At 38.5% G+C, this 13,359-nt stretch carries 13 protein-coding genes and 1 pseudogene; 10 read left to right on the plus strand and 4 right to left on the minus strand.

Translation table 11 applies throughout. The features are described from left to right. Positions 1–9: 9 nt before the first annotated feature. From JWG41_RS06590 to JWG41_RS06605, 4 genes are read right to left on the minus strand one after another with little or no spacing between them, the layout of a single operon-like run. A complete protein-coding gene (locus JWG41_RS06590; protein ID WP_205269135.1) occupies positions 10–474 on the minus strand; it encodes a DUF192 domain-containing protein in 465 nt (154 codons plus the stop codon). Positions 475–477: 3 nt separating this feature from the next. Next, the gene (locus tag JWG41_RS06595) at positions 478–1,254 is read right to left on the minus strand and encodes an enoyl-CoA hydratase-related protein (protein WP_408611745.1); all 777 of its coding nucleotides are present in this window, start codon (positions 1,252–1,254) and stop codon (positions 478–480) included. Positions 1,255–1,259: 5 nt separating this feature from the next. Further along, positions 1,260–2,627: a PP2C family protein-serine/threonine phosphatase gene (locus JWG41_RS06600; protein WP_205269137.1), complete on the minus strand. Its 1,368-nt coding sequence runs from the start codon at positions 2,625–2,627 to the stop codon at positions 1,260–1,262. Beyond that, positions 2,628–2,888, minus strand: coding sequence for a hypothetical protein (locus JWG41_RS06605; protein WP_408611744.1), 261 nt, complete (start codon positions 2,886–2,888; stop codon positions 2,628–2,630). A gap of 100 nt (positions 2,889–2,988) precedes the next feature. Between JWG41_RS06605 and JWG41_RS06610 the strand changes: the two genes are divergently transcribed. From JWG41_RS06610 to JWG41_RS06655, 10 genes and pseudogenes are all read left to right on the plus strand, one after another. Beyond that, positions 2,989–4,014, plus strand: a complete 1,026-nt coding sequence (locus JWG41_RS06610) for a hypothetical protein (protein WP_205269139.1) — start codon at positions 2,989–2,991, stop codon at positions 4,012–4,014. Beyond that, positions 3,974–5,299 (plus strand): hypothetical protein, encoded by a 1,326-nt coding sequence (locus JWG41_RS06615; protein ID WP_205269140.1) that lies wholly within the window; start codon positions 3,974–3,976, stop codon positions 5,297–5,299. Before JWG41_RS06610 ends, JWG41_RS06615 begins: the two co-directional genes overlap by 41 nt. 100 nt (positions 5,300–5,399) lie before the next feature. Next, positions 5,400–7,148 (plus strand): HAMP domain-containing methyl-accepting chemotaxis protein, encoded by a 1,749-nt coding sequence (locus JWG41_RS06620; protein ID WP_205269141.1) that lies wholly within the window; start codon positions 5,400–5,402, stop codon positions 7,146–7,148. 9 nt (positions 7,149–7,157) lie between these two features. Beyond that, positions 7,158–7,661, plus strand: a complete 504-nt coding sequence (locus JWG41_RS06625; protein WP_205269142.1) for a chemotaxis protein CheW — start codon at positions 7,158–7,160, stop codon at positions 7,659–7,661. A gap of 3 nt (positions 7,662–7,664) precedes the next feature. Beyond that, a complete protein-coding gene (locus JWG41_RS06630; protein WP_205269143.1) occupies positions 7,665–9,551 on the plus strand; it encodes a chemotaxis protein CheA in 1,887 nt (628 codons plus the stop codon). Continuing rightward, entirely contained in the window at positions 9,548–10,591 is a 1,044-nt protein-coding gene (locus tag JWG41_RS06635; protein ID WP_205269144.1) for a protein-glutamate methylesterase/protein-glutamine glutaminase, read from the plus strand. Before JWG41_RS06630 ends, JWG41_RS06635 begins: the two co-directional genes overlap by 4 nt. Next, on the plus strand, positions 10,588–11,844 hold the full coding sequence (locus JWG41_RS06640; protein ID WP_205269145.1) for a hybrid sensor histidine kinase/response regulator: 1,257 nt from the start codon (positions 10,588–10,590) through the stop codon (positions 11,842–11,844). The genes JWG41_RS06635 and JWG41_RS06640 overlap by 4 nt, the downstream gene beginning before the upstream one ends. 1 nt (position 11,845) lies before the next feature. Then, the gene (locus JWG41_RS06645; protein ID WP_205269146.1) at positions 11,846–12,205 is read left to right on the plus strand and encodes a response regulator; all 360 of its coding nucleotides are present in this window, start codon (positions 11,846–11,848) and stop codon (positions 12,203–12,205) included. A 5-nt stretch (positions 12,206–12,210) separates the two neighbouring features. Beyond that, the gene (locus tag JWG41_RS06650) at positions 12,211–12,591 is read left to right on the plus strand and encodes a response regulator (protein WP_205269147.1); all 381 of its coding nucleotides are present in this window, start codon (positions 12,211–12,213) and stop codon (positions 12,589–12,591) included. Further along, positions 12,578–13,359: pseudogene (locus JWG41_RS06655) on the plus strand (PAS domain-containing sensor histidine kinase); the annotation flags it as partial. The gene JWG41_RS06650 and the pseudogene JWG41_RS06655, both read left to right, overlap by 14 nt.

The raw sequence follows: 13,359 nt of genomic DNA on the forward strand, positions 1-13,359 counted from the left end.
ACGAAAAAATTAATCGCGGGCGCTGACTTTCCGTTCCAAAGTGAGGACTGCATCCTTACCTATTTTGTGTTTTGCGAACCAACCTTGATTGACTTCTAAAGCATACATCGCAGGTCTTCGCGCATTGTAGACTTCTTCTGTTTGGTTTGGTTTCATATCGAATGATTCTAAAAGTCGCATATCTTCTGAAAAATAACCAATCGATAAAGGAATGAGAGTGTTCTTCATCCAAAAACTTAAAAGATCGGGTCGAGGGAAAACAAAAAGCATTCCTTCGTCCTCTCCTAATTTGGTCCGGTACATAAGGCCTGTGGCTCTTGTGGAAGGAGTGTTGGCAATTTCCAATTTTAAAGCACGATCAGCAACACTCCCAAAAATGATCTCAGGTGTGTTGGTTTGCGACGGAAAGGATTCTGCTTGTTTACAAACAGAGAAAGTCAATAGAACAAGAAAAATTCCAATCCGTGTTTTCATAAATTAACCTTTGAAGTTTGGTTTTCTTTTTTCTAAAAAGGCAGAGAGACCTTCTTTGGTTTCTTCATCAGCAAATCGGCCACCGAAAAGTTGTTTTTCCCATTCGAGTCCACCTTCCATATTGGTTTCCAATCCTTGGCGAATGGCAGTTTTTGCCGCCTTGATCGCGTTAGGTCCACGAGAAAGGATTGTAGTGATGGTTTTTTCTGATTCATTCAATAGTTCTGCTGGATCTGTGACTTTGTTGATGAGTCCCAATCTATATCCTTCTTCTGCAGAAATCATATCTCCAGAGAGAATGAGTTCCGTGGCTCTTCCGACTCCAATCAGTCTTGGCAGTCTCTGAGACCCACCAAATCCTGGAAGTAAACCGAGTGTGACTTCCGGTAGGCCTAATTTGGCTGGAGTTGCCGCATAACGAATATCACATGCCATAGCAAGTTCCATTCCCCCACCCAAACAAAATCCATTGATGGCAGCGATGGAGATAAGACCGGAGAGTTCCATCTTTCTAAAAACAGTTTGGCCGAGTTCCGAAAATGCCTGTCCTTCGCGAACGTTGAACTCTCTCATTTTGGCAATATCTGCACCGGCGACAAAAGCTTTCCCTTCACCCGTAAGTATGAATCCGCGAACCGCGTTGTTGGATTCCAGTTCGTCGACCATGGCACCGATTTCCGTGATGACTACATCATTGAGTGCATTGAGGGCTTCTGGCCTTTTGATGGTGACAAGAGCAAAATTGGATTTGATTTGAATATCTAAAAAAGACAAATGAATTCTCCTTATTCTTCTACTTCCAAGATTAGAAACATGGTGTCATCAGAAAAACTGTCGAGTCCGTAGTTGGATTTTAATTCGAAAAGAAGGTTCTTTTCTAGTTCTTTGATGTTGGAACTTTGTCTATGGCGATTGAGAAGTGCAAGGAGTCCTTCCGTTCCCAGACTATTCCCTTCGGCATCTGTGGATTCAATAAGTCCGTCAGTATAGATAAAAAAACGATCTCCCGGAGCAATGGGCAAAGTCTTTTCAGATATGGGTGGGATTTTGATATTAAAACCAAGGATGGCACCTTGTGTTTCTAATTCTTGGTAGTCCTCACCTTTGTGAGCCAAAATCAAATACGGATGTCCTGCGTTTCCCAGTGTCAGTTTTTTTTCAATAAAATCAAAGAATAGATAAATTGCGGATGCATGGTATTTGTTTAAATCATTTGTCAAACGATCATCTAAATAATCCATAAGTTTTGCCGGAGCCGTTTTGAAACGATAAGGAATGGTAGAAACAAGTACCTTCATGATGGAGGCAACCATAGCAGAAGAAATTCCGTGTCCCGCAACATCAGTTAAAAACACACCGACGTTTCCTTCCCGGAGTTGAACGAAGTCAAAGAAGTCTCCCCCAATCACATTCGGACTTTTGCGATAATACGTGAAGGCAAGGTTTGGAATTTTAATATTTCCAGGAAAAAGTGCATCTTGTACTTTTTTTGCGAGCTCCAATTCATGTAACATAAATCTTTTTTCTTCGGAAAGATTGTACATATCAGTAGTATCTTTTCTTTTGTTTAAAACAAACACCGTACCAAGAGCAGCACTCCCCCAATACACAAGGATCAAAAAGTATTTACTAAAAAAAGAAAACTGATCGGAAACCGCAGTTGGTAAGTTAAAAATATAAACTATATGTAAAACAGAAAAATAAAAAGCACTGAGAATACAAGCTTTAGGATCAAGTCTTGTACTATAGAGAAGGATGGGAAAAACAAAAGACATCAAATAGGAATTTAATAAATAGAAAACTCCCAATGAAGGAAAGGAATGCATCGCCACAATAAAAACAAGATAAACGAGTCCATCCGCCACAATGCCACTGAAGTAAATGACTCTTTGAATGGGAACATTCCTTGTATAAAACTGCACAAGTAGAATCAGTCTTGCAATCGACACCCCAAGTAAATAAGGCAGAACTTGCATTCGAATTTCCGAAAACGGTGGAGCAATCAGTAAGGAATAAACGATGATATGTGTGATAAAAATATAAAATGTATATTCTTTATCATAACGGGCTTCTACTAATTTTAAAATTTCCCATTCTGATTTAGTCGGTTTACGAAAGATTTCTTTGAAGTATAAATAAAAGGAACGTGTCAATCAGGGTTCTCCCCATACCAAAGTTTGGATCTCTGATCCATTCAAGGTGATGGTGAAAGCTTTTCCAGTATCCAAATACTTGTCCATTTGATTCGCAAGTTCGAAAGCTTTTTTCTCATCTTCCATTCGAAAGAAAAAAGGGTGAGAAAGGGCTTTATAATTGTAAGGAAATCGTTCAGAAACAATGAGAGTCACTCGAAAATGGTCAGGTCTTGATTCCAAAACAATATGTGACACTTCTTTTCTAGTTAAAATACGCACATCGGGTCGTAAATTCCATGGATTGATTTCAGCGAAAAGGATCCATGGGAAAAAAAAGCATAGACCAACAAATCCTTTCATATAGAAATACAATCGGCAAATGCGATCGAATCCTTACATCATATCCTTACTTCCTTTCCTTTTTTGGGTATGTACACCCCCATCATTTTCGATTCCCACAAACCCCTATGCCGATTGGGCCAAAAACAGTATTGGTTTAAAGTCAAACCAACTTCCCTCTTTGCAGGGAACCTGGAAGGATCGTGTTTATTCGTTGGATTCCAAACGATTGGATACATTAAATGCCATCAATCAAATAGATGAAATTAGTGATGTTCCGAGTCCCACCAAAGATCTTTCCCGTTGGAAATCGGAACTGAATCTTATCGAGAAATCACTTCCGAAAGAAGTGAACGCTCTTGCCGACGCACTGATCTATGGAATCTACTTTGTAACAAACTTAGGATCCACAGGACTTACTGGCATTGTGCGAGATGATGCAGGCAAACCCATTGGTGGCATTATTTATATGGATTCCGATCTACTCGGAGACGGTGGTAATACTTGGGCATCCAAAAAAGAATCTACGGCTTTTCTTCCTTCCAAGGAAAATTCTATCCAAATTCATTTAGATGATAACAATTCCAAAGAAACGGCAACTCGTTTTATCTTATTACACGAGTTAGGTCATATTTTATCCATCGTTAAAAATCATGCCCCCGATTTTTCCGAAAAACAAAGGGACTTCCGTAACTTTCCTCTCTTCGAAGGAATTTGGTGGTCAGAAACCTATTCTCCTTACGAAGCTACTTTTTTTCCCGAAAGAAACAAAATCAAATTTTATCAAAACACTCCGACCCTATCCCTTTTCCCTGAAGGTAAATTTCTTTATAAAAAACTCACCAATACGCAGTTCGTATCTTTATATGCAGCAACAAATGCAGATGATACTTATGCGGAAGCCTTCGCACAGTATGTCCATGTTTTGTTATTACAAAAAGAATATAAGGTCATCTTAACCTCAAAAGGAAGTTCGGAAACTCTGTTACAAGACCCGATCCGAAAGGAAGGAGGCAGAAGATTCCGTGAATTATTCCAATCCCTTCTCAAAAATCCAAACCCTTAGTTTCCTATTTCTGATTTTAGTATTTTCCTTTCCGATCTTATCAGAAACCAAACCAGAAGAACCAAAATCTCTGATTGTAGAAACGAATACAGAGATTGTGTCGGACTTCCTTTGGCGAGGAAATTCGTTTGTCGGTGAGTCACAAAGCCGAAGGAATAATGCGGCCTACCAAAGTTTTACTTATGCACCCGCCCTCCAACCCACGATCAATGTTTGGTCACCCGATAAAAAATTCATGTGGTCACTCTTTGGAAATTTCCAACTAACAAATAGAGACGATAGAGACTCCGATAGACGCCTTCTCCAGTCGAGTCCCGGTGGAGTTGGTCCTTCTTATTTAGGAGAAGAGGTGAAATTTTTTGATCCCTATGGCCAAGACCCTTGCGTACAGTCTGTCCATGAAAGAATTTCCACGGGCGAAGGATCCGACCCTTGTTTAGGTTACAGTCCCAACCAAGGATATGGACCCAAAAAAGAACCGAACGGAAACAGAAGAGCGGATGGTCTCTTCTTTACGATGAGTTATCAGTTTGATCCAACAAAATGGGGTGAGTTTTCTGTAGGGATTTGGTTTTATAATACCTTTCAAAAAACGTCAAATTCACTTCTCGCACCTGGAACCCAAAAACAAAATCTCCATACCTCAGGAGGACCGAATAACACGTTTAATACGAACAATCCGGACGCCATCCACAGGCTTATGTGGCACGAATACTTTGTCCATTGGCAACTCCCCTTTCTAAAAATCGTCAAACCGACCATTTCATACTATACTCAATACTCCACAGAGAATGGCGGACTTATGTCCGGCAGAAATTATATCTCACTCAGTGGATCTTATACCTTTAGGGAAGAGAAATTCTTTCGAATTATGCCTCATTTCAATCTTGGATATGCCATGGGAAACAATGCGGTGGACAATCGGAACGGAATCCAAGACATCACTACATCGACTTCGTTCTTCTTTGGAGACTTTTTTATCAAATTCGCTCATATCTTTCGGCCCGATCTCTATCTATGGGATACAAACAATTATTTTGGGTATGCCGGAGGAGATCCGAACAAATCGCACTGGAATCGTAGCTCCGAAGACGGAAAAGTGGTCGATCCTTCGCGCATTTACGGTGCGTACAATACCTCAATTCTAAATTCGATCGAACAAATAAACACTGGCAATTCCCTAAGGGACAGCATTGTCAAAACCTGGCTCAGAGAGGCTTATACCTTACAAAACATCCCTGCCCATTTATTCTATGTTAGCTTAGGTTATTCCAAAACTTTTTAAATCAATTCTAACGAAATTGGTTTTTTATACTTTAATATTAGGAATGGCTTGACTAAAACCATATACGAAGTATCTTTCCGTCCACCTCTAGGGAAAAACTATGAAATGGATTCATGATTTAAAAATTCGGGTCAAATTACTTTTGGCTTTTATGGTAACAATTCTTTTAATGATTGTTGTCGCAGCTGCCAGTTTCTATTCGGCAAGTCAGATTTTAGCCTCTCTCCACACCGTATTCGAAGACCGTGTGGTCCCCATAAGTCAGATTAAGGAAGTATCCGATGCCTATCTGATTGGGATTGTTGATTCAGCAAATAAAGTACGTGCGAAAAAAATCAGTGTCGAGGAAGCATTAGAGTCAATCCGCGAATCGGAAACCAAAGCCGACGAAATCTGGAAAGTTTATTTAGGAACCTACCTTGTTCCGGAAGAAAAAGTGATCATCGATCAGATGGAAAAGGAATTCCCCCCCCTCAAAGCCGGTGTCAAACAACTCAAAATCCTGCTCGAAACGAGAAATGAAGAAGAACTCGAAAAATTTGTCAATGTAGATATGTATCCTATCTTCGAACCATTGACCCATCACTTGGATGATTTGATTCGAGTACAATTGAAAGTTGCTAAAGAGGAATACCATCAATCAGAAGACCAATTTAATAGCTCACTTGTTATTGTTTCTTCCGTAGTCATTCTTGCATTCGTTTTTGTTTTTGTCATCGCCATCTTCTTTTCCGATTCCATTGCCGCACCAATGAAAAAAATCGTAGAAGTCGCACAAACTGTTTCCATTGGAGATTTGGATGTAGACTTAGATACAAAACATAAAACATCGAAACAAGGAAAACACTTAGAAGGAAACGAAATCCAACAACTTTCGCAAGCATTTATGGAGCTTGTTACTTTTATCAAAGAACGGGCCGAACACTTAGAACGGATTGCCAACTCTGACTTAAGTTCCGAAGTTACACTCAAATCGGAACGTGACCAATTAGGTCTCAGTTTAAAACGAATGTTAGTCAATTTGTCTGAGGTTGTCGAAAAACTATATTTCACCTCTCAAGAAGTCGATCTGGGTGCACAACAATTGGCCGATGCCAGTACATCTTTGTCTGAAGCTGCTAGTGAACAAGCGAGTGCTGTGGAAGAAATCTCTGCAACACTCACAGAGATCAGCAATAGTTTCTTGGCAAATGCAGAAAATGCAGAACAAATGACAGAATTTTCTGAATCTACCGCCAAACAAGCGATTGAGGGAAATTCAAAAATGAAGGATTTAGTTTCTGCTATGGGAGAAATCAGTAGTTCCTTTGACCAAATTTCCAAAATCAATAAAGTCATTAATGACATTGCCTTTCAAACCAATATCCTTGCACTCAATGCTGCGGTAGAAGCAGCAAGGGCGGGACAACATGGAAAAGGATTTGCTGTTGTTGCCGAAGAAGTACGAAATTTAGCGCAAAAAAGTGCAAATGCTGCGGATGAAACAACACTCCTCATTGAATCATCCATGAAAAAAGTCAAATTGGGTAATGAAGCGACGGAAAAAACCGCGGAGGTTCTCGGAAAAATTTCCGAAAGTGCAGAGAACGTAAGTGAACTCACAAAAGGCCTAGCACTTTCCATCCATGAACAAAAATCAGCAGTTTTACAAATCACACAAGGGATAGACCAAGTAACAACTGTTACGTCAACTACTGCGGCATCCGCAGAAGAAGTGGCTGCCTCCAGTGAAACTTTAAAACGCCAAGTGGAAATCATGCGTTCCGTCATTATGGGTTTCAAACTCAAAGAGGATGGTGCCAAAACAACCGCCCTCACCCGAGTCGAAAAACCAAGAATTGTATTGTAAGGCCAGAATATGAGTCAGACATTAAAGTCATGGGATTTGAATGCAGACGAAGATACCATGAGAGACTTGTATCTTTGTTTTAGTCTCGAAGACAGGGATTATGCATTTGAAGTTCGTCATCTCACAGAAATCCTTGCCCTTCCTGCGATCACAACCATCCCGGGAACGGCTCCCTTTCTAAAAGGTGTCATCAACATTCGAGGAAAAATTATTCCAGTAATGGATGTTAGGTTGCGGTTTGATATGCCATTCAAACCATATCATGATAGAACTTGTGTTTTACTTGTAGAATTAGATGGTTTACCTCTCGGCCTCATTGTCGACACAGTAAACGATGTTTTAAGAATTCCTGTAGAGAACATTGACTTAGCTCCCAAAATTGGGGAATCCAAATCCTCAAGATTTATTTATGCCACAGGGAGAGTGGGAGACACGGTTAAAATTCTGATCAACTTACAAAGATTACTTACCCAAGAAGAGACTCATTTGATTAAGGAAATTCCGGGAAATTAATCCATGGAAAGAGACGACGTTTTAGAATACCTACTAGAAGCACGAGAAACACTAGAAAATATCGAAAAGGAGTTACTCCATTTCGAAAAATCAACACTCGATGGTAGTTTAGTAGAGAGAGACCTCCTAGATACTTTATTCCGCCATTTCCATACGGTAAAAGGAAGTTCCGGTTTTTTTGGACTAACAGCCATAGTAAAGATGGCCCACGCAGCCGAAAATCTTTTAGACTATTTACGAAAGAATCCAGAGGCGCAGGATGAAGACACTCTCGAGTTTTTAATCACGGCTCTCGATCATCTCAATGAACTTGTTGAACATGAAGAATCTGCTCCTTCTGGGGGTGATTTTTTTTCTGAGGAACAAACTCAGTTTTTAAATAAATTAAATCAAAAAAACGAATCCATTCGACTTCTATTACAGCAAACGTCAGAGGAACCGACCGCCAAACAAACAACAGCTGAATTTGGTCTCTTTAGCGATAACCTTCACAAAGAAAACAAAAAAGAAGAATTCGGATTGTTTACTGAGGACCCAAAACCCAAGGAAGTAGAAGAATTTGGTTTATTTACAACGGATTCCAAACAAGTAAAAGAAGAAGAATTTGGTTTATTCCAAAAATCATCAGAGACAGTTGTCAAAGAAACCATCCAGATTCATAAAGCGGATGATAACTCCAAAAACGACAAAAAAGCTGCCGTAAAAAAAGACATTCGGATCGATACCGATAAGTTAGATTCTCTTTTAGATATTGTGGGAGAGATCGTGATCACCGAACCGATGGTGACTGATCATCCAGATATCGCCAAACTAAAGTTAGAGAATTTTCAAAAAACAGCCTTACAGTTAAAAAAACTAATTCGTAACCTCCAAGAAATCACTCTCAGTCTTCGTATGGTTCCGATAGCCGGCGTCTTTTCTCGAATGGAAAGACTTGTGAGAGACACAGCCAAAAAAACGGGGAAACAAGTCCAACTCATCATCTCTGGGGAAGATACGGAAATTGATAAATCCATCATTGAAGAAATGTATGATCCACTTGTACATATCATCCGTAATGCTATCGACCATGGTTTAGAAACGCCTGAAGAAAGAAAAGAAGCAGGGAAACAAACACAAGGAACCATCCAACTCACAGCCACCCAATCAGGAAAAGAAGTTTGGATTGAAGTGCGAGACGATGGGAAAGGCCTCAGCAGAGAACGTATTCTAAACAAAGCCATCTCTCTCGGGCTCATTGGATATTCCGAAGCAGAGATTCTCCAAGACCAAGAAGTTTGGGATTTTTTATTCCATCCTGGATTTTCGACTGCCAAAGAAGTCACCGATTTATCCGGCAGGGGTGTTGGACTTGATGTTGTTAGAAAGAATGTAACCACACTCAAAGGATTTGTAGATGTATTTTCTGTTTATGGGCAAGGCACTACATTTCTCATTCGTGTTCCGTTGACACTCGCCATTATCGAAGGTCTTGTGGTTCGCAAATCAGATACATATTTTATCTTACCATCCGTAGATGTAAAAGAATCCATGTATGTTTCTAATGAACCTATCAATGAACTGTACAAAAACAATCATAGCATCCAATACAGAACTAACCAAATATCCATCGTAGATATTAACTTGTTATTCGGAAAAGATTCTGATTTAAACGAACAAAGGACATTAAAAGAAAAATATGTCATCGTTACCGAATCACACGAAAAACAAATGGGCATTGTATTTGATGAAATTCTCGGAAGCCAGTCGATTGTAATCAAACCCATATCTCCTATTTTTAAAAACATCAATGGACTTGCTGGTTGCACTATCCTTGGAAACGGCCATGCAGGACTTATTTTAGATGTCAGAAAATTGATTAGCCAACACTTAACATCGGTTAACACATGAAAAAACATACTGTAATCGTTGTAGATGACCAAAGATCTGTCAGAAGTATGATCAAACGTTGGATTGAATCAGATCCAAAATGGGAAGTCATCGGCGAAGCGGCCGATCCTTTCGAAGCCAGGGATTTGATTGTCGAAAAACAACCAGAAGTGATGACTTTGGATGTCCATATGCCAGGTATGGATGGTATTGCTTTTTTAAAAAAATTACTCCCCCAATATCCAATGCCAGTGATTATGTTTAGTTCTTCCACAACAGAAGGAGCCAGTATCACTTTAGAAGCATTAGAGGCAGGTGCCTTTGACTATGTGACCAAACCGATTGGAACTCCTGAAAGTTTGATCGAGGCCAAAGAAGACTTACTTTCCAAACTTTATGAATGTTTAAACTTTAACACTGCCAATCTCAGTGCTTCATTCAAAACTTTCACTCCCACCGAAACCAAAGCAAAACAAAAAACAAACTTCAAAAGAAAGTTTATTTTTATTGGATCATCCACGGGCGGGACAACCGCTTTACGAAAGTTATTAGATGATGTGGACGAAACATTCCCACCAATTCTTGTGGCACAACATATGCCAGAAAATTTCACAGCTCTATTCGCACAAAGACTCAATTCGGAATTGAAAGTCCGAGTGAAAGAAGCCAAAGATAAAGAACTCCTCCAGGTCGGACATGTTTACATTGCGCCAGGTAATTACCATTTAGGGATTCAAAAAATCGGCCCCGACTATTACACACGTGTTTCTCAAACCGATAAAAAAAACGGGCACAGACCTTCTGTAGATGTTTTGTTTGAATCCGTCGCCGAACAAGACATAGCCGAAAACAGTATCGGTATCATTCTAACAGGTATGGGGAGCGATGGAGCCAAAGGATTATTACAACTAAAAACACAAGGATGCCTAACCATTGGGCAAAACAAAGAAACTTGTGTAGTTTATGGAATGCCTAAGGTAGCCTTTGAGCTCGGTGCAGTTACTTACCAAGTGCCATTGGGTGAGATCGTTGATAAAATAAAGGAAATTGCGTCCATATGATTCCGCATTGTTTATTACTCGAAAGTATTCATACGAATTCGCTTGTAGATTCACTAATAGAAATTGGATATACATTCGAAAGAGTCAGTCATTTCCAAGAAATACGTCATGCCTTAGAGCAAGGAAAGTTTCATTTTTTGATTTTTCATATTTCGGATGTAGAGGATGAAGGAACGAAAGAAAAACTTTCAGAATTTAGTAAACATTTTCCTCACACACTGATTATTCTCATTACAGATACTACAAAATGGGATATTACAGCTTCCTTATTAAAACAACACAAGGTTTATGATTTTATCCAAACCCCCATTGACATAAGCCATTTACAATTTACGTTAGATCGTTCCCTTCAATTTTTACTGACAAAACAAAAATCTCAATTCATTAACGAAGCAGAAAACCATCTGTATAAACGAATGGTGGATATCTTTGATTGGAAAAAGTCATTATCTCACAAAGAAAATGAAAACATTGCAGCTGATATCATCCATCAAATGAATATCAGTTTATTCCAAGGTAGTGGGATTGGAACTTTGATGAGTGTTGTCAGCATTCTTATTTCAAAAAGTAAATTGGATTCGGAAGGCAAAATTTATTTTGTACCAAAACCCGTAATGGATTTGTTATCGGAAAACTATGAAGCTGCCAAGAGTATGTTTGATAGTATGTCCATATCTCAATCGGTCATTGATGATGAGAATATTGTCGAAACAAAAGAATCTCCTACAAAATTACTTTCCATCATTCAAAAGGAAGCAGAAATTCTAGCCGAAGCTCTTTTAATCAAATCGCAAAAGATAAACTTAAGCCAAATTCCAAGTTCTGTTTCTGGAAAAAAAATTCATTTTGATGAAATCAAACTTTCTTATGTAATTCGCGAAATTTTTCTTAATGCGATCAAATACTCAAGAGATAAAGATGTTATCTATTTAATTTTCTTTCATAAAGAAAATTTTCTGGAATTAAAAATAATTAACCCCGCTTATCAAAATAACGATGGAACAAGCGGGATTCCAGAGAAATTAGAATCCTTTGTTTTCGAACCATTTTTCAGAATTTCATCTGTCGTCGACGATAGTTATGCTAAATTCGAACAGTTCCGATTTGGACTTGGATTGCCTTTAGTCAAAAAAATCATGGATCAACACCAGGCAAATGTGCAGATCTATAATATTGAAAATAATTTCAGAAACGAAAACACAAAAGATATATGTTTAACAATTCGATTCCCATTAATAGAAGAGGAGAAATAAAATGGCTAGAATATTAACGGTAGATGATGCACCAGCAGTTTTGAAAATTTTAAACTTGGTGTTAACAACGGAAGGTCACGAAGTCACATCCGCTAACAACGGAATGGAAGCTCTTCAAAAGATAGAAACCATAGGATTCGACATCGGAATTTTTGATGTGAACATGCCGGGTATGACAGGCATTGAACTGACAGAAAAAGCTTTAAAAACGGAAAATGGAAAATCCATGAAAATCGTTATGTTGACCACGGAATCTAGTGACGAAATGAAAAACAAAGGTAAGGAAGCTGGTGCTATCGGATGGCTTGTAAAACCATTTGCAAATGAATCGTTGCTTAAATTAATTTCCCAGCTTATATAATAAAAATGCTATCGATCCTAGTCGTAGATGATTCTCCTACAGTTTTAAATGTTGTTAGGCTGGCATTGAGCAGTCAAGGACATTCCGTACAAGCTTGTGACACAGGAGAAAAGGCTATTGAAATTCTAAATTCTGATCCTTCCATTCGATTAGGAATTTTCGATTTCAATATGCCCGGATTAAGTGGAGTCAACCTAATCCGAGAATCAAAAAAAATCATTAAAAACAAAGAATTTAAGATCATTGTTTTATCTGGAGAAGACAAACCAGATATTATTTCCAACGCATTGTTTAATGGTGCCGATGCTTGGATGGTAAAGCCATTTAACAACGAACAATTGATAAAGCAGGTAGCGGAGTTATTCGAAAACGATGTTTCCATTTGAAATGAATGTAATATTTGCCGTTACCGTCATCTCGGTAGTATTCAATACTTCGATGGCGATTATTATCTATTACCTTTCCAAACACTCTAGATCGGAAGTCAAATTAGCCTATACGGCTTTTTTTTTGGCTGTTCTCGTATTAAGGAATCTAACCTTATTTTTATTTGGAGATTCAAACCAAACATTATACTTTTTTTTCGCTGAGACATTTTCATTAATTTCTTCGTATCTACTCATTTCTGCGGTTTTACCAATTCTCAGCAAAAGAATTAGCCCTACTCTAATCTATATATCTTATTATGTTATTTTTATTATATTTGCTTCCTTATTGTTAACGGATCTATCATTTTTATGGAAGGCAATGCCTTCGGCAATGTTCCACGCGGGAGCCTTACTTGTTTTTGGATTAACGGTGTTCCGGCTAAACACATACCCAAAAGCATTTCGTTTTTTCTTTATCACAGTTTGTTTATTACTCACTCTCCAAAGAATTACTTTCCCTCATTTATTTGGGTTAGAATGGTATCGCCCTCTAGGATACACGATCAACACATTGTTAATGTTTCTTTTTGGAGTTGGTTGTATTCTTTTTAACTTCAATGTACAAACAAATCAGTTGAACTTGTCTCTTGTTGAACTCGAGGTACTACAGAAAACAATTAAAGATGTAAACGTTCGTCTTTTAATTATGTACAACCAACTCCCAGCAATTATTTATAACATTGAATTTTTGCCGGAACCTAGAACATCCTATATAAGCCCCAAGAT

It is taken from the genome of Leptospira chreensis, assembly GCF_016919165.1.
Lineage (GTDB): Bacteria > Spirochaetota > Leptospiria > Leptospirales > Leptospiraceae > Leptospira_A > Leptospira_A chreensis.